At 67.2% G+C, this 17,988-nt stretch carries 13 protein-coding genes; 8 read left to right on the top strand and 5 right to left on the bottom strand.

The window, feature by feature from the left end:
* The first annotated feature begins 14 nt into the window (after positions 1-14).
* The 3 genes from J2W36_RS05365 (at position 15) to J2W36_RS05355 (ending at position 3,139) form a co-directional block, all read left to right on the top strand.
* Entirely contained in the window at positions 15-392 is a 378-nt protein-coding gene (locus J2W36_RS05365; RefSeq protein ID WP_307688647.1) for a PTS glucitol/sorbitol transporter subunit IIA, read from the top strand.
* A 69-nt stretch (positions 393-461) separates the two neighbouring features.
* Positions 462-2,420, top strand: a complete 1,959-nt coding sequence (gene ptsP / locus J2W36_RS05360; protein WP_307688646.1) for a phosphoenolpyruvate--protein phosphotransferase — start codon at positions 462-464, stop codon at positions 2,418-2,420.
* Between the two features lie 2 nt (positions 2,421-2,422).
* Positions 2,423-3,139 carry an HAD family hydrolase gene (locus J2W36_RS05355; RefSeq protein ID WP_307688645.1) on the top strand — a complete coding sequence of 239 codons (717 nt, stop codon included), beginning with the start codon at positions 2,423-2,425 and terminating at the stop codon, positions 3,137-3,139.
* A gap of 8 nt (positions 3,140-3,147) precedes the next feature.
* Here J2W36_RS05355 and purL read toward each other — a convergent pair whose 3' ends face one another.
* On the bottom strand, positions 3,148-7,179 hold the full coding sequence (gene purL / locus J2W36_RS05350) for a phosphoribosylformylglycinamidine synthase (RefSeq protein ID WP_307688644.1): 4,032 nt from the start codon (positions 7,177-7,179) through the stop codon (positions 3,148-3,150).
* A gap of 133 nt (positions 7,180-7,312) precedes the next feature.
* Here purL and map point away from each other — a divergent pair, with 133 nt between their 5' ends.
* The 5 genes from map to J2W36_RS05325 all read left to right on the top strand — a co-directional run bounded on the left by map (position 7,313) and on the right by J2W36_RS05325 (position 13,657).
* Positions 7,313-8,137 (top strand): type I methionyl aminopeptidase, encoded by an 825-nt coding sequence (gene map, locus J2W36_RS05345; protein WP_307688643.1) that lies wholly within the window; start codon positions 7,313-7,315, stop codon positions 8,135-8,137.
* A gap of 13 nt (positions 8,138-8,150) precedes the next feature.
* A complete protein-coding gene (locus tag J2W36_RS05340; RefSeq protein WP_307688642.1) occupies positions 8,151-10,757 on the top strand; it encodes a [protein-PII] uridylyltransferase in 2,607 nt (868 codons plus the stop codon).
* Between the two features lie 46 nt (positions 10,758-10,803).
* Positions 10,804-11,508, top strand: coding sequence for an HAD family hydrolase (locus J2W36_RS05335; protein WP_307688641.1), 705 nt, complete (start codon positions 10,804-10,806; stop codon positions 11,506-11,508).
* Positions 11,505-13,157 (top strand): phosphoglucomutase (alpha-D-glucose-1,6-bisphosphate-dependent), encoded by a 1,653-nt coding sequence (gene pgm, locus J2W36_RS05330; protein ID WP_307688640.1) that lies wholly within the window; start codon positions 11,505-11,507, stop codon positions 13,155-13,157. The genes J2W36_RS05335 and pgm overlap by 4 nt, the downstream gene beginning before the upstream one ends.
* A gap of 95 nt (positions 13,158-13,252) precedes the next feature.
* The gene (locus J2W36_RS05325; protein WP_307688639.1) at positions 13,253-13,657 is read left to right on the top strand and encodes a DoxX family protein; all 405 of its coding nucleotides are present in this window, start codon (positions 13,253-13,255) and stop codon (positions 13,655-13,657) included.
* Positions 13,658-13,678: 21 nt separating this feature from the next.
* Here J2W36_RS05325 and def read toward each other — a convergent pair whose 3' ends face one another.
* From def to J2W36_RS05305, 4 genes are all read right to left on the bottom strand, one after another.
* Entirely contained in the window at positions 13,679-14,218 is a 540-nt protein-coding gene (gene def / locus J2W36_RS05320) for a peptide deformylase (protein WP_307688638.1), read from the bottom strand.
* Between the two features lie 58 nt (positions 14,219-14,276).
* On the bottom strand, positions 14,277-14,687 hold the full coding sequence (locus tag J2W36_RS05315) for a hypothetical protein (RefSeq protein WP_307688637.1): 411 nt from the start codon (positions 14,685-14,687) through the stop codon (positions 14,277-14,279).
* Positions 14,688-14,805: 118 nt separating this feature from the next.
* Positions 14,806-16,887, bottom strand: a complete 2,082-nt coding sequence (gene ligA, locus J2W36_RS05310) for an NAD-dependent DNA ligase LigA (protein ID WP_307688636.1) — start codon at positions 16,885-16,887, stop codon at positions 14,806-14,808.
* A gap of 6 nt (positions 16,888-16,893) precedes the next feature.
* Entirely contained in the window at positions 16,894-17,988 is a 1,095-nt protein-coding gene (locus J2W36_RS05305; protein ID WP_307688635.1) for a cell division protein ZipA C-terminal FtsZ-binding domain-containing protein, read from the bottom strand.

Here is a 17,988-nt window from a genome sequence, read left to right as displayed (position 1 = left end):
TTCAAGGAGACCTCATGATCTATTACTCGACCACCGTGACCGAAATCGGCGAGGAGGTGCCCGACCTGCTCGACGGTGGCGTGCTGATCCTTTATGCCGACGGTGCGCCGTCGGCACTGGCCGAGGTCTCGGTGCAGCACCGCGTGGACGGCGACGTTCCCTCGCAGGCGCCGCCGGTCGGCGCGCTGGTGTCTGTGGGTGACCTTTCCCTGCGCGTCAGCGCGGTCGGCTCGTCGGCCTGGAGCAAGGTGCGCGAGCTCGGCCACGTGGTGCTCAACTTCAACGGCGCGAGCCTGGCCGAACGGCCCGGCGAGATCTGTGTCGAGCCGTGCGACACGACAGCGATGCGCGCCGAGATGCGCTCGGGCAACACCATCCTGATCACTGACTGATTCGGACGCCGCGCGCGCGGCACTCGCTGCGCGCGCCCCTTTTTTCCTTTCCGCTTTCCCCGCTTCGCCATGATCGAGTCATCCACCATCGTCCGCGTCCACGAAGGGTTGCACACCCGCCCCGCAGCCAGCATGGCCAAGCTGGCCAAAGGCTTCGACTGCGGCGTAGAGCTGATCTGCCGCGGCGTGCCGGCAAATGCCAAGAGTTCCGTGAAGCTGATGCTGCTGGGGGTCAAGGAAGGCGACGAGGTGGTTCTGCGCGCAGACGGCCGCGACGAGAGCGCCGCCGTGGCCCAGTTGGTGCATTACCTGCAGGACCCGAACGCGGGCCTGGACGACGCGCTACAGCCCGGCACGGACGCGCCGCCGAGGCCGCCCGCGGCAGCGCCCGAAGGCGCCGTGGCGGACGCGCCGAACTGCGTGCACGGCGTGCCCGGCAGCCGCGGTACCTCAATCGGCCCGGTGCATGTCTATCTGCCGCAGCCCTTGGTGGCCACGCGGCAGGTGATCGACGAGGCGGAGATCGGGGCAGAACTCGATCGCTTCCGCAACGTGCTGATGGCCTTCGTGCAGCCCGCGGCCCGTGCGACCGCCGATACCAAGGTGTCGGCGCAGGATCGCGCGATCCTGCAGGCTCTGGTCGACGTGGCACAGGATGAAGAGTATGTCGGCGCCATCGTCCGCGGCATCAAAGGCCGCGGCGATGCGGCGGCCGTCACGTTGCGAGTGGGCGAGGTGCTGGCCGCGACCTTCGAAGCCATGACCGACGCCTACATGCGGGCGCGCGCCGAGGACATCCGCGGCGTGACCCGCCAGTTGGTCGCAGCGCTGCTCGGCCAGAAGCTTCCCGACCTGTCGCACATCGCACAGCCCAGCGTGCTGGTCGCGGCCGACCTGAGCGCCTGGGAGTTCGCCCAGGTGCCGATCGATAAGGTGCTGGGCCTCGTGTGCATCGGCGGCTCGGCCACCTCGCATGTCGCAATCATGGCGCGCACGCACGGCATTCCGGCCGTGCTGGGCGTGCCGCTGCCCGAGGCCGCGCTGCACACGACACACACGCTGGCGGTGGACGGCGACGGTGGTCGCGTGATCGTCAACCCCGATGCCAAGCAACAGGCGCACGTACGGTCGCGCATCGCCGTCGAACACGAAGCCAAGGCCGCGCTGCACCACTACCGCGACCTGCAGCCGCGCACCCGGGATGGCCGTGCCATCGAGGTGGTGGCCAACCTGGGCGCCCTCAATGAAATCCCGCTGGCGCGCGACGCCGGCGCGATGGGCGTCGGCTTGTTCCGCACCGAGTTGCTGTTCATGCAGCAACGCACGCTGCCGACCGAGGACGAGCAGGCGGCCGTCTATCGCCAACTGGCCGAGGCCTTTCATCCTTACCCGGTGATCATCCGCACGCTCGACATTGGTGGCGACAAGCCGGTGGCGGGCATCGACTTCCCGCGCGAGGAGAACCCCTTCCTCGGCTGGCGCGGCGTGCGAATGTGCCTGGACCGCCCCGAGATCTTCAAGCCGCAGCTGCGGGCCCTGCTGCGCGCCGCCACGGTCGGCAACGTGCGCGTGATGATCCCGATGATCAGCGAGCTCGAAGAGGTGCGCCGCGTGCGGGCGCTGATCACGCAGTGCGAAGCCGAACTGCGCGCCGAAGGCACCGCATGCGCGGCCTTCGAGTTGGGCATCATGGTCGAGACGCCGGCCGCGGTGCTGCAGGCCGATGCACTGGCGGCGGAAGTCGCCTTTTTCTCGATTGGCACCAACGACCTGACCCAGTACGTGATGGCGACTGACCGCGCCAATGCGCGCATCGCATCGCTCTACCGCACCGAGCATCCGGCCGTGATGACCGCCATCGAGATGACCTGCCACGCCGCGCAGCGCGCCGGTATCTGGGTCGGCGTGTGCGGCGAGGCCGCATCGAACCTCGACCTGCTGCCGCGCTTCATCGAGATGGGCGTCACCGAACTGAGCATGAGCCCCGCCGCCATCCTGGCGGCCAAGAAACGCATCTGCGAACTGTGAGCATGCCTGCAATGGAAGCATCGAGCCGGCGCGTGCTGGGCATCCTGAGCGACTGCGACGGCGTGATCGTCGACAGCGAGGTGATCGCCGACGCGATCCTGGTCGAGGTTATGCAGGCAGCCTTAGGACGCGGGGACCTCGGCGATTTCACGCAGGACATGTTCGGCCGCCGGCTGATCGACATCATCCGTCTGATGGAAGAACGCATCGGCCACGCATTCACCTCCGCCGAGCGCATCGCGCTGCAGCAGCGCATCGATGCCGAGGTGGCCGAGCAGGCGCCCGCGGTGCCGGGAACGACCGATGTCTACGGCCGCCTCGGGTTGCCGCTGGCAGTGGTTTCCAACAGCGCCTTCCCGCGCCTTCAGCGCAGCGTCGAACGAGCCGGGCTGCTGCCGCTGGCCGGCATGCACCTCTACAGCGCCGAGGACGTGGGCCGCCCCAAGCCGGCGCCCGATGCCTACCTGCATGCGGCCCGCCAACTGGGACTGCATCCACGCAACTGCCTGGTGATCGAGGACAGCCTCACCGGCGTGCGAGCGGGCCGCGCGGCAGGCATGCGCGTACTGGGCTTCCTGGGCGGCAGCCACATCGGCGCCGGGCATGCAGCGCGGCTCGCCGAAGCCGGCGCGATGGACGTGTTCGCCGACATGCGCGAACTGCCGGGCCTGATCGCAGTCGCCGAGCAGAGTTCAGGCGACTTGCGGCGCTCGGCTTAGGCCCACGCTCAACCGACCCATTTTCGCGCGTTGCGCCAGATCTGCATCCACGGGCTGAACGCATTCACGTCGCCCGAAGTCCAGCTCGACTGCACGTTGCGGAACACGCGTTCGGGGTGCGGCATCATGGCCGTGAAGCGGCCGTCGGCAGTGGTGACAGCCGTCAGTCCGCCGGCACTTCCGTTCGGGTTGAACGGGTACTGCTCGGTGGCTGCGCCGTGGTTGTCGACGAAGCGCATGGCGGCAATCGCCTGCGTTGCGTCGCCGCGGTGCTTGAAGTTCGCGTAGCCCTCGCCATGCGCCACGGCGATCGGCAGGCGACTGCCCGCCATGCCCGCGAGGAAAAGGCTCGGCGACTCGAGCACCTCGACCATCGACAGCCGCGCCTCGAAGCGCTCGCTCTGGTTGGTTGTGAAGCGGGGCCAGGCCTCGGCACCGGGAATGATCTCGGCGAGTTCGGCGAACATCTGGCAGCCGTTGCACACGCCCAGCCCGAAGGTGTCGGCCCGGCCGAAGAAGCCTTGGAACTGCGCGGCCAGCGTCGGGTTGAAGGTGATGCTGCGGGCCCAGCCGATGCCGGCGCCCAAGGTGTCGCCGTAGCTGAATCCGCCGCAGGCGACCACGCCCTTGAAGTCGGCCAACTGCGCGCGCCCGCTCTGCAGGTCGGTCATGTGGACGTCGTACGCCTCGAAGCCAGCTTCGGTGAACGCGTAAGCCATCTCGACATGGGAATTGACGCCCTGCTCGCGAAGGATGGCCACCTTCGGCCGCGCCTGAAGGATCGCCGGGGCAGCCAGGGCCGCGCCCTCCCCCTGGAGGCCGCCTGCCGGCAGAAAGACGTGCATGCCCGGATCCGAAGGCTCGCCGGCCGCGGCGTGCTCGGCATCGGCGCACACCGGGTTGTCGCGCTCGCGGGCGATCTTCCAACTGACCGAGTCCCAGACCTGGTGCAGGTCGTGCAGGCTGGCGCTGAACACCGACTTGGCGTCGCGCCAGACTTCGAGCTTGCCCTTGCCAACGTCCATGGTCGAGCTGCCCGGCCGCGTCTTGCCGACGAAGTGGCTGCGCGCGCTCAGGCCATGCGCGCGAAGCACCTGCATGACCTCGTTGCGCTCCGCGGTGCGCACCTGCAGCACCATGCCAAGCTCTTCGCTGAACAGCGCCTTGAGCGTGAGTTCCTCGCGGCGCGCGCTGACCTGCTGCGCCCAGTTCTTGGCATCGCCGGTTTCCATGCGGCTGTCGGAAATGCCGTCGCCTTCGGTGACCAGCATGTCGACGTTGAGCGCCACGCCCACGTGGCCAGCGAAGGCCATCTCGCAGGCCGTAGCGAACAGGCCGCCGTCGCTGCGGTCGTGCATCGCCAGGATCTTGCCGTCGGCACGCAGTGCGTTCACGGCCTTGACCAGACTCACCAGGTCTTCGGGACGATCCAGATCAGGGACCGTGTCACCGCTCTGCCCCAGCGTCTGCGCCAGGATGCTGCCGGCCATGCGATGCTGACCGCGGCCCAGGTCGATGAGCACCAGCGTGGTGTCGGCCTCTTCACGGTCGAGCTGCGGCGTGAGCGTGCCGCGCACGTCGGCCAGCGTGGCGAAGGCGGTGACGATCAGGCTCACCGGCGAGGTGACCTTCTTCTTTTCAGCGCCTTCCGACCACTGCGTGCGCATCGACAGCGAATCCTTGCCGACCGGGATCGAGATGCCCAGCGCCGGGCACAGCTCCAAGCCGACCGCCTTCACCGTCTCGTACAGCGCGGCGTCCTCGCCGGGCTCGCCGCAGGCCGCCATCCAGTTGGCCGACAGCTTGACGCGCGAGAGCTCGATCGGCGCAGCCAGCAGGTTGGTGATGGCTTCGGCCACTGCCATGCGGCCGGAGGCCGGCGCGTCGATCGCCGCCAACGGCGTGCGTTCGCCCATGCTCATCGCCTCGCCAGCGAAGCCGCTGTAGTCGGCCAGCGTCACGGCGCAGTCGGCCACTGGCACCTGCCACGGGCCGACCATCTGGTCGCGGTGGCTCATGCCGCCAACGGAGCGGTCGCCGATGGTGATGAGGAAGCGCTTGGACGCGACGGTCGGATGCGACAGGACGTCGATGGCGGCCTTCTGCAGGTCGACGCCAGTCAGGTCGAGCGGCTTGAACCGGCGCGCGACGGTCTTCACGTCGCGCAGCATCTTGGGCGGCTTGCCGAGCAGCACGTCCATCGGCATGTCGACGGGCTGCACTGCGGCGCCCTCGTCCACCAGGAGCAGCTGGCGCTCTTCGGTCGCCACGCCGACCACCGCGAACGGGCAGCGCTCGCGCTCGCAGAAGGCCTTGAATTGCTCGAGCGACTCCGGCGCGATGGCCAGCACGTAGCGCTCCTGGCTCTCGTTGCACCAGATTTCCTTGGGCGCCATGCCCGACTCCTCGAGCGGCACGCCGCGCAGATCGAAGCGCGCGCCACGGCCGGCGTCGTTGGTCAGTTCGGGAAAGGCATTCGACAGGCCGCCGGCGCCCACGTCATGGATGGCCAGGATCGGGTTGGCGGCGCCCTGCTGCCAGCAGTGGTTGATGACCTCCTGCGCACGGCGCTCGATTTCGGGGTTGCCGCGCTGCACCGAGTCGAAGTCGAGTTCGGCCGCGTTCGCGCCCGTCGCCATCGAGCTGGCGGCGCTGCCGCCCATGCCGATGCGCATGCCGGGGCCGCCCAGCTGGATCAGCAGCGAGCCGGCGGGGAACTGGATCTTCTTCGTCTGGTCGGCGTCAATGCTGCCGAGCCCGCCCGCGATCATGATGGGCTTGTGGTAGCCACGCTGCACGGTGTCTGCGTCGCTGACGATCGCCTGTTCGTACTCGCGGAAGTAGCCCAGCAGGTTCGGCCGGCCGAATTCGTTGTTGAAGGCGGCGCCGCCCAGCGGCCCCTCGGTCATGATCTGCAGCGGGCTGGCGATGTGTTCGGGCTTGCCGTAGTGACCCTCTTCGGGCCACAGCTTCGACACGGTGAATCCGGTGAGGCCGGCCTTGGGCTTGGAGCCGCGGCCGGTCGCGCCCTCGTCGCGGATCTCGCCGCCAGCGCCGGTCGATGCGCCGGGGAACGGGGAGATGGCCGTCGGGTGGTTGTGCGTTTCGACCTTCATCAGCACGTGGCTCAGCGCGCCCTGCTTCTCGTAGCTGCCGCTGGCCGCGCCATCGGCCGCCACGAAGCGCTCGATCTGCGTGCCTTCCATGATCGACGCGTTGTCGGCGTAGGCCACGATGGTGTGCTGCGGGCTCAGCTTCTCGGTGTTGCGGATCATGCCGAACAGGCTGATCGGCTGCTTCTCGCCGTCGATCACGAAATCGGCGTTGAAGATCTTGTGGCGGCAGTGCTCGCTGTTGGCCTGCGCGAACATCATCAGTTCGACGTCGCTCGGGTTGCGGCCGAGCCGGGTGAAGGCGTCGACCAGGTAGTCGATCTCGTCCTCGGCCAGGGCCAGGCCGAAGGTGCTGTTGGCCGAGACGAGGGCCGCGCGGCCACCGGTCAGCACGTCGACCTGCGCCATCGGCTGGGCGGGCAGCTCGGCAAACAAGGCCGCTGCGCCTTCGATGCCTTGCAGTACCGATTCGGTCATGCGGTCGTGCAGCAGCGCGCCCACGGCGGCCAGCTTGTCGCCTTCGAGCACGGGTGCCTTGCCAAGCAGCGGCGACTTCATGACCACGTGGTATTGCGTCACGCGCTCGACCCGGCGCAGCAGCAGCCCGCAGTTGTGGGCGATGTCGGTGGCCTTGGACGCCCACGGCGACACGGTCCCCAGGCGCGGCGTGACCACCAGGGTGGTCGACGCCTTGGGCGCGGTGAAGGGCTCGCCATAGGTCAGGAGCGCGGCAAAGCGCGCGCTTGCCGCCGCGTCGGGTGCCACATCGGTGACCACCAGATGCACGAAGCGGGCACGCAGGGCTTCGATGCGCGGCTCGATGGCCTGCAGTTGCGGCAGGAGCTGGCGGGCGCGAAACTCGCTCAGGGCGTCGCCGCCCTCGAAAACGGTCACGGCGGGAGGGGCGATGTGGGAGGGCTGCGTCACGGTCTGGGGGCCTGGCGGCCCGGCTGGGAGAGTGAATCGGAATGAATCGAGAGGGACGATGCGGAGCGTCGCTGACTGGGGCGTTCCGTACAAGCCGGGCATTTTACCGGGCCGAATGGGATAATTTGGCTCTATGAGCATTAACTACAAAGACGCCGAAGGTATCGCCGCGATGCGCGTCGCCTGCCGGCTGGCTTCCGAGGTGCTGGATTACCTGACGCCTTTCATCAAGCCGGGCATCACCACGAACGAAATCGACCGCCTGGCTGCCGAATACATGGTCCAGCAAGGTACCACCTCGGCCACCGTCGGCTACCTGGGCGCGAGCAGCGTGCCTTTTCCGAAGTCGCTGTGCACGTCGGTGAACCACGTGGTGTGCCACGGCATACCGAACGACAAGCCCCTGAAAAAGGGCGACATCATGAACATCGACGTCACGGTGGTGAAGGACGGCTGGTTCGGCGACAACAGCCGCATGTACCTGATCGGCGACGCTTCCATCGCGGCCAAGCGCCTGTGCCACGTGACTTTCGAGGCCATGTGGCACGGCATCCTGCAGGTCCGCCCCGGCGCCCGCCTGGGCGACGTCGGCCACGCCATCCAGAAATTCGCAGAAGGCCACGGCTATTCGGTCGTGCGCGAGTTCTGCGGCCACGGTGTCGGACAGAACTTCCACGAAGAGCCACAGGTGCTGCACTACGGGCGGCCCGGCACGCTGGAAGAACTCCAGCCGGGCATGATCTTCACGATCGAGCCCATGATCAATCTCGGCAAGCGGGACATCAAGGAAGACGCCAAAGGCGGCAAGTACGACGGCTGGACCATCGTCACGCGCGACCATTCGCTGTCCGCACAATGGGAACACACCGTGCTGGTCACGCCCACGGGCTACGAGGTGCTGACGCTGTCGGCCGGCAGCCCGCCGCTGCCTTCGTTCGTCACGGCCACGGCCACCTGACCCGGACGGCACGGTGGTCGATCTGAGCGCGCTGCGCGAGGCCTATCGCGGCAGGAAACTGGCCCTTTTCGACATGCTGCGCAGCGCCCATGCGCCCACGCGCAGTGTGCATTCGGTGCTGCGCCAACTCGCAGCGCTGGCGGACGAAACGCTCCATGCCCTGTGGGCGGACGCAGGTTTTGGCACCGAACTGGCCCTGGTGGCCGTGGGTGGCTTCGGCCGCGGCGAGCTGTTCCCCTATTCCGACGTCGACGTGCTGCTGCTGCTGCCCGACGGCCATGCGCAGGCCATCGACCCTGCACGGCTCGAAGCCTTCATCGGCCAGTGCTGGGATGCGGGCCTGGAAATCGGATCGAGTGTGCGCACGGTCGAGGAATGCCTCGCGGAAGCCGAAAAAGACCTGACTGTGCAGACCTCGCTGCTCGAATCGCGCCTGGTGGTCGGCGACAAGAAGCTGCATACGGCTTTCTGCAAGCGCTTCTACGCCAGCATCGATCCGAAGGCCTTCTTCGCGGCCAAGTCGCAGGAACTGCGCCACCGCCACCAGAAGTTCGACGACACCCCGTACGCGCTCGAACCCAACTGCAAGGAATCCCCCGGGGGCCTGCGCGACCTGCAGACCATCCTCTGGATGAGCAAGGCCGCGGGCTTCGGCAAGCGCTGGGACGACCTGTCCAAGAGCGGCCTGGCCACACCGTTCGAGGTGCAGCAGATCAAACACAACGAGGCGTTGCTCAGCCTGATCCGCGCGCGCCTGCATGTGACGGCTAACCGGCGCGAAGACCGGCTGGTGTTCGACCTGCAAACCGCCGTGGCGGCGACCTTCGGCTATGAGGGCCACGCGGAGGGAGGGCGGCGCAAGGCCAGCGAAGCGCTGATGCGACGCTACTACTGGGCGGCCAAGGCGGTCACGCAGCTCAACCAGATCCTGTTACTCAACATCGCCGAGCGGCTGAAACCCGAAGCGGAAGTGCCCACGCCCATCAACGAGCGCTTCTTCGAAAAAGCCGGGCTCATCGAGGTGGCCAGCGACGACCTGTACCTGCGCGATCCGCACGCGATCCTGGAGACCTTCCTGCTCTACCAGAAGACCATCGGCGTGAACGGCCTGTCGGCCCGCACGCTGCGCGCGCTCTACAACGCGCGCTCGGTCATGGACAGCAAGTTCCGCAACGACCCGGCCAACCATGCGATGTTCATGCGCATCATGCACGAGCCGCGTGGCATCACGCACGCCTTCCGGCTGATGAACCAGACCTCCGTGCTCGGGCGTTATCTGCGTGTCTTTCGCAGCATCGTGGGCCAGATGCAGCACGACCTGTTCCACGTCTACACGGTCGACCAGCACATCCTGATGGTGCTGCGCAACGTGCGGCGCTTCTTCATTGCCGAGCATGCGCACGAGTACCCGTTCTGCTCGCAGCTCGCCGGCGGCTGGGACAAGCCATGGATCCTCTACGTGGCCGCGCTGTTCCACGACATTGCCAAGGGCCGGGGCGGCGACCATTCCACACTGGGCGCGCGCGACGTGCGACGCTTCTGCCGCCCGCATGGCATCGACCGCGAAGACAGCCGGCTCATCGAGTTCCTGGTGTCCGAGCACCTGACCATGAGCACGGTCGCACAGAAGCAGGACCTGAGCGATCCCGAAGTCATCGCTGCCTTCGCCAAGCGCGTGGGCACCGAGCGCTACCTGACCGCGCTCTATCTGCTGACCATTGCCGACATCCGCGGCACCTCGCCCCGCGTCTGGAATGCGTGGAAAGGCAAGCTGCTCGAAGACCTCTACCGCGCCACCTCGCGGGCACTGGGTGGGCACATGCCCGACCCCGATGCCGAAGTCGAGGCGCGCAAGCGCGAGGCGCTGGTCAAGCTGGCCCTGCATGCCGTGCCCTTCGAGTCGCACAAGGCGCTCTGGGAAACGCTCGACGTGAGCTATTTCATGCGCCACGATGCCTCCGAGATCGCCTGGCACACCAAACAGCTGTCGCGCTATGTGCCGGCGCGCGGCGTACCGATCGGCCCCTCGTCGCCCTCGCTGGTGCGCGCACGCCTGTCGCCCGTGGGCGAAGGCCTCCAGGTGGCCGTGTACACCCCTGACCAGCGCGACCTGTTCGCCCGCATCTGCGGCTACTTCGACCAGGCATCCTTCAGCATTCTCGACGCCAAGGTGCACACCACGAGCAACGGCTATGCCTTGGACACCTTCCAGGTCGTGACCACCTTCGAGCCCGAACACTACCGCGACCTGATCAGCATGGTCGAGACCGGCCTCACCAAGACGCTCGCCGAAGCCGGCGCGCTGCCACCACCCAGCAAGGGCCGGGTGTCGCGCCGCGTCCGCAGCTTTCCGATCCAGCCGCGCATCAGCCTGGTGCCCGACGACAAGGCACAGCGCTGGTTGCTGAGCATCTCGGCCAGCGACCGCGCCGGCCTGCTGTATTCCGTGGCACGGGTGCTGGCGCGCCATCAGCTCAACCTGCAGCTCGCCAAGGTCACGACATTGGGCGAGCGCGTGGAAGACACCTTTTTGATCAATGGCCCCGAGTTGCAGGGGCAGCGTGCGCAACTGGCCATCGAGACCGAGCTGCGGGACGCGCTGAGTGCCGCCGTGGCATGAGTCCTGCATCACAGCCACAACCCTCTCCCGGAAGACAGCGACACCGATGAATCCACCTGCCGAGAACGTCGTTTTTCTGGTCGACGTTGACAACACGCTGCTCGACAACGACCGCGTCATTGCCGACCTCTACACGCATCTGGGCAACACGCTTGGTGCCACGGCGGCCGAACGCTATCGCACCATCCTCGAGACGCTGCGCGAAGAATTGGGCTACGTCGACTATCTCGGCGCCTTGCAACGCTATCGCCTGCAGGAGGCCCCCCTCGGCATGAGTTCGCCGTGCCTGCTGCAGGCCTCTCGCTTTCTGATCGACTACCCGTTTGCCGACCGCCTGTATCCGGGCGCGCTCGATGGGCTGCAACGGCTGCGCAGCCGCGGGCGCACGGTGATCCTGTCCGACGGCGACGTGGTGTTCCAGCCGCGCAAGGTGGAACGCTCGGGCCTCTGGGATGCCACCGAGGGCGAGGTGCTGATCTACGTGCACAAGGAACTGGTGCTCGATGCGGTGGCGCAGCTTTACCCGGCGCGCCACTACGTCATGATCGACGACAAGCTGCGCATCCTGAGCGCGATGAAGGCCACCTGGGGCGACCGCCTCACCACCGTTTTCGTGCGCCAGGGCCACTACGCGATGGACACGCAAGCCATCGCCGCCTATCCCGACGCGGACATGACCATCGACCGCATCGGCGATCTCGTTTCCATGGAATGGCCTCAGGGCCTTTTTGACGCCGGAGCTTCGACATGAGCCAAAACATCCACCCACTCGCCGGCCAACCGGCCCCCTACGAACAACTGGTCAACGTGCCGCGCCTGGTCTCGGCCTACTACAGCGGGCAGCCTGATCCCGGCGTTGCCAGCCAGCGCGTGGCCTTCGGTACGTCCGGCCATCGGGGGTCGTCTTTCGACCATTCGTTCAATGAATGGCATGTGCTGGCCGTCACGCAGGCGATTTGCGATTACCGGCGCGACAAGGGCATCGATGGCCCGCTGTTCCTGGGCATCGACACCCATGCGCTGTCCACGCCCGCCGGCAGCAGCGCCATCGAAGTGCTCGCCGCCAACGGCGTGGAATTGATGCTGTCCAAGGACGACGAATACACCCCGACACCCGCCGTCTCGCACGCGATCCTGGTCTACAACCGGGGCCGCACTGGCGGCCTGGCCGACGGCATCGTGATCACGCCCTCGCACAATCCGCCCGAAAGCGGCGGCTTCAAATACAACCCGCCCAACGGCGGACCGGCGGGCACCGACATCACCTCGGCGGTCGAAGCAGCGGCCAACAGGATGCTGGCCAACGGTCTCGAAGGCGTCAAGCGGCTGCCGCTGGCCCGGGCACTCGCGCTGCCGACCACCCATCGCCACGATTACCTCAACGCCTATGTCGAGGATCTGGCCCAGGTCATCGACATGGATGCGATCCGTGGCGCCAGCATCGAACTGGGCGTCGACCCGCTGGGCGGCGCCGGCGTCGCCTACTGGCCCGCCATTGCCGACCGCTACAAGCTGAACCTGACGGTGCTCAACCGCGAGGTCGATCCGACCTTCCGCTTCATGTCGCTCGACTGGGACGGCCGCATCCGCATGGACCCGTCGTCGCCCTATGCGATGCACAGCCTGATCGCGCTGAAGGACCGTTTTCCGATCGCCTTCGCGTGCGACACCGACCACGACCGCCACGGCATCATCACGCGCAGCACCGGCCTGATGCAGCCCAACAGCTACCTGGCCGTGATGGTCGACTACCTTTTCACCCACCGCCCCCAATGGCAGGCGAACGCCGCCGTGGGCAAGACGCTGGTCAGCAGCCAACTCATCGACCGCGTGGCGACGAGCCTCGGGCGGCGCCTGCATGAGGTACCGGTGGGCTTCAAGTGGTTCGTCGATGGGCTGGTCGACGGCTCGCTGGGCTTTGGCGGCGAAGAAAGCGCCGGCGCCACCTTCCTGCGGCGCGACGGCACGGTGTGGACCACCGACAAGGACGGCATTGCCGCCGCGCTGCTGTCCGGCGAAATCCGCGCCCGCACCGGCCGCGATCCGGGCGAGCGCTATGACGAGATCACCGAGGCGCTGGGCCGTCCGGTGTCTGACCGCGTCGATGCGGCCGCCACACCCGCCCAGAAAAAGCGCCTGTCGACGCTGTCGCCAGAACAAATCACATCGACCGAACTGGCGGGCGAAAAAGTGCTGCAGGTGCTCAGCCATGCGCCAGGCAACGGTGCGGCCGTGGGTGGCGTCAAGGTGGTGACCGCCAACGGCTGGTTCGCCGCACGCCCCTCGGGCACGGAAGATATCTACAAGATCTACGGTGAGAGCTTTCTCGGCGCCGACCACCTCCAGCGCATCCTCGGGGAGGCGCAAGGTGTCGTCGACCAGGCACTCGGCACGGCCTGAAGGTGCGCGCCCAATTGAAAGCCGAAAGCGGGCATGCCTGGCTGGCGATTCATGGCTGACAATCGCGCGTCTTCTTCACACAAAGGATTGAAACCATGACCCGCTCCGACGACACCGGCAAACTGATTCTGCGCCTCGCCCTGGGCATCCTGATCCTGCTCCACGGCATCGCCAAGCTCAGCTCCGGCGTGGGCTTCGTCTCGGGGATGCTGGCCTCGCATGGCCTGCCGAGCGCGCTGGCCTATCTGGTCTACGTCGGTGAGATCGTCGCGCCGGTGCTGGTGATCGTTGGCGTTTTCACGCGACCGGCTGCTTTGGTGATCGCAATCAACATGCTGTTCGCCTTCTGGCTGGTGCACATGAAAGACCTGTTGGTCATCGGCAAGACCGGCGGCTGGGCGCTGGAATTGCAGGGGATTTTCCTGTTCACGGCCATCGCCGTGGCTTTCCTGGGTGCTGGCCGGCTGAGCCTGGGCGGCACCTCAGGCAAATACAACTGAGCGACTGAGCCGCTACCGCCCTCAGTCGTCAGCCGATGCGTCCAAGCCCGGAAACAGGACCTCGGTGAAACCAAAGCGCGAGAAATCGCGCACCCGCATCGGGTAGAGCACGCCCAGCAGGTGATCGACCTCGTGCTGCACCACCCGGGCATGAAAGCCGCTGACCGTGCGGTCGATCGGGTCACCGTAGAGGTCGAAGCCGGTGTAGCGCACATTCGCAAAGCGCGGCACCACGCCACGCAGGCCGGGCACCGACAGACAACCTTCCCAGCCCTCTTCCTCGTCTGGGCCGATGGGCGTGATCACCGGATTCAGCAGCACGGTGCGCGGCACCACCGGGGCGTCGGGATAACGGGGGTTGGGCGCATCGGTGCCGAAGATGACCAGCTGCAGGTCCACCCCGATCTGCGGTGCGGCCAACCCGGCACCGTTGACCGCATGCATGGTCTCGAACATGTCGCGCACGAGCAGGTGCAGCGCGTCGGTGTCGAAGGCATCCACCGGCTGCGCCACGCGCAGCAACCGCGGATCGCCCATCTTCAGGATTTCACGAATCGTCATGCGGCGATTATCGCGAGATGGCGGGAACCAAGCAGTGCCCTGAACGCACGCAGCGCACTCAGCGCACTGGCACCATCGAGTTGGGCGGCTGCACGTAGCCTTCGGGGCGCGGCGATGGACGAGGCGCCGGAGCCGGAGGGCCGCCGCCGGGGCGGCCACCGTTGTAGCCGGGACGACCACCACCGTTGTCGGGTCGCCAGCCCGGGCGTGGACCATAGCCGGGACGCGGGCCGCCGTAGTAGCCCGGACGACCGTAGTAACCGGGGCGTTCGCGGTAATAGCCGCCGTCGTAGTAGTCCCCATGGATGTAAACCGCCGGTGGCGGCGCAATCACCGTCGGGCCGGAAGAATAGTAGGGGTCGGCATAGACCGGGCCGCTGTCGTAGACACCGGGGTAAGCCACGCAACCGCTCAGGACGGCCAGGCCGCCCGCGGCGATGCAGGTACCGAGCAATCGAATCTTGTTCATGGTCATGGGACTCCTGGAGGCATGTGTCAGTTCAACGTCTTTACAGAGCGCGCGGACTGACTGCGGGGATGTGAAGTACGGTAACGCGCGGTAAGCGTGCGCACCGGGCTCCCTCCTCTCAAAGGCCGTTTTCCAGGATTTCCCGCATGCGCGCCTCGTCGATCACAGCCACGCCCAGCGCCTGGGCCTTGTCCAGCTTGCTGCCTGCATCGGCGCCCGCCACCAAGAAATCGGTCTTCTTGCTGACCGATCCGGCCACCTTGGCACCCGCGGCCTCCAGCTGCTCCTTGGCATCGTCGCGACCCATGGTCGGCAAGGTGCCGGTGATGACGAAGGTCTTGCCGGCGAGCGGACGTGGCGCGCGCACCGCCGGTTCACCCTCTTCCCAGCGCAACCCACAGGCACGCAGTTGCTCCACCACCTCGCGGTTGTGCGGCTGGTCGAAGAAGGTGCGCAGGCTCTTTGCAACGATCGGCCCCACGTCGTTGACTTCGATCAACTGCTCCTCGCTCGCATCCATGATGGCGTCGAGCGTGCCGAAATGCCTGGCCAGGTCCTTGGCCGTGCTTTCGCCCACATTGCGGATGCCCAGCCCGAACAGGAAGCGCGGCAACGTCGTCTCCTTGGACTTTTCCAGCGCCTCGATGAGGTTGGCGGCCGATTTATCGGCCATGCGCTCGAGCCCGGCCAGCGTGGTGAAGCCGAGCTTGTAGAGGTCAGGCAGCGTACGGATGAGCTGAGCGTCCACCAGCTGCTCGACCAGCTTGTCGCCGAGTCCATCGATGTCGACCGCGCGCCGCGCGGCGAAATGCAGGATCGCCTCCTTGCGCTGCGCCGCACAAAACAGCCCACCCGTGCAGCGGTGATTGGCTTCGCCCTCCTCGCGCACCGCGTCGGAGCCGCAGACCGGGCAGTGCGTCGGCATGGTGAAGACCGGGCCGCGCGCCTCGGGCGGCCTGGCTGCACTCTCCGGCACCACACCCACCACCTCGGGGATCACGTCGCCCGCGCGCCGGACGATCACGGTGTCGCCCACGCGGACATCCTTGCGACGTGCTTCGTCCTCGTTGTGCAGCGTCGCATTGGTCACCGTCACGCCACCGACGAACACCGGTGCCAGCTTGGCGACCGGCGTCAGTTTGCCGGTGCGGCCGACCTGCACCTCGATGGCCAGCACCTGCGTCAGCTGTTCCTGCGCCGGGTATTTGTGGGCGACGGCCCAGCGAGGCTCGCGCGAGACAAAGCCAAGCTGGCGCTGCAACGCGACGCTGTCCACCTTGTAGACCACGCCGTCGATGTCATAGGGCAAGGCGTCGCGCTGCGCCCCCATCGCCAAGTGGAATGCCACCAGTGCATCGGCGCCCGATGCGCGCTGCGTTTGGGCGGCCACTGGAAAACCCCAGGCCAGGAACTGTTGGAGCCAGTCGAACTGCGTGGCGCAATCCGGGCCACCCTGCTCAGGCGGACTCACCTCACCCAGGCCGTACGCAAAGAAGCTCAGCGGACGGCTTGCGGCAATGGCCGGGTCCAGCTGGCGTACGGCTCCCGCAGCCGCGTTGCGCGGATTGACGAACACCTTCTCGTTCTTCTGGCCCGCCGCGATCTTCTCGCGCTGGCGTTCATTGAGCGCATCGAACTGGTCGCGACGCATGTAGACCTCGCCGCGCACCTCGACCACGGGCGGCAGCGTCTCGCCATGCAGGCGCAATGGAATCTGACGCTGGGTGCGCACATTCTGCGTCACGTCCTCGCCGACTTCGCCGTCGCCGCGCGTGGCCGCCTGCACGAGCACGCCGTGCTCGTAGCGCAGGTTGATGGCCAGGCCGTCGAACTTGAGCTCGCACACGTAGTCGATCGGGGGCGCATCGGCCGACAGGCCCAGCTCGCGGCGGATGCGTGCATCGAAGGCACGGGCACCTTCCTCGGTGATGTCGGTCTCGGTGCGGATGGACAGCATCGGTACCCGATGGCGCACCTTCACGAACCCCTCGCGCACGGCACCGCCCACGCGCTGGGTCGGCGAATCGGCCGTGCGCAGCTCGGGATACGCGGCCTCCAGCGCCTGCAGGCGCTGGAAGAGCTTGTCGTACTCGGCGTCCGGCAGGGTTGGCTGGTCGAGCACGTAATAGAGGTGCGCGTGATGGCGCAGTTGCGCACTCAGTGCCGCGACTTCGCGCGACGCGTTTTCAAGGGAATCCATGGCTGTCTAGCTGAACAAGCGTCGCGCGAGAGGAGAACCCGCCGGCAGATCGCGCAGGTCGAGCGTGTCATAGAGCTGTTCGAGGTCGCCGCCGATCACATCCATGGTCTCCTCGCGCAGCAACTGGCCATCGCCATCGGTCACCACGCCGTCCATCTCGCGCGCCAGCGTGGCGGCGGTTTCGCGCATGCGCTCGAACGGGCGCTCGTTGCGGTCGACCTGGGGCACGTCCAGGCTCAGGGTGAGTTCGCGGATGGCGGACTGGGCCGGATCGTCGGCCAGCGCAGCCTGCGTGTCAAACGACAGGCCGATGATCGGCGGCAGGCCCGCCTCGGCCGTCGGCAGCATCATGCGGCCCGGAATGATGCCCTGCACGAAGCCCAGCCGCGCCGCGTTCTGCTGCACGTAGCCGGGACTCCAGGCAGCGTGGCGCGCGCGCAGCACGAAGCCGAGCTGCGCATCGTGCGCACTGGCGAACTGGTCGAGCTCGCGGGCCCGCGCGACCTCGTCGAGCATTTCCGGGAATTCGGGTGCGCCGTTGATGGCATCGGCAAAGGCCTGCGCCTTGACGACGAATTCGGAATACTCGATCTCGTTGAGCGCCCCGGTGCGGTTGGCCAACTGCACGCCGATCTGGAACGCGCCGTAGCGCTGGCCCGGTGCAGGCTGCTCCCACTCGCCGGTGTGCTCGTTCAGGCCTTCGACCGCCACCGGCTTGCTGCCGGCACGGCGCGTGGCGGGCATGGCCGCCAGGGCGGCATCGCCCGACACCAGGCCATCCAGCGAGACCGGCGCGATCACGTCGATCAGCGGATCGAGCCCGCCGCGGCGCTCGGCCGACGGCACCGGCAACGCGGTGGGCGCCGGAAGGTCGGGGTCGAACAGGGGTTCGTGGCGCGCATTGCCGGGCGTGGGGTGTGGCTCGACATGAAGCACCGGCCCGTCGTCACCGAGGCGGGAGGCCACGGGTGCGGGCGCGTCGGCATCAGGTGCATCGGGCTGCCGGGGCGCATTGCGGCGCGACATCCAGGTGTTGTAGGCAACCAGGCCCGCGAGGACCAGGCCACCGAGGATTGCAAGGGCGACGGTGAGACTGCTCAT

It is taken from the genome of Variovorax ginsengisoli (genome assembly GCF_030811835.1).
GTDB classification, from domain to species: Bacteria; Pseudomonadota; Gammaproteobacteria; order Burkholderiales; family Burkholderiaceae_C; genus Variovorax; species Variovorax ginsengisoli_C.
Note: the sequence above shows the minus strand (reverse complement) of the source record. Positions and strands in the feature narration are given on the sequence as shown.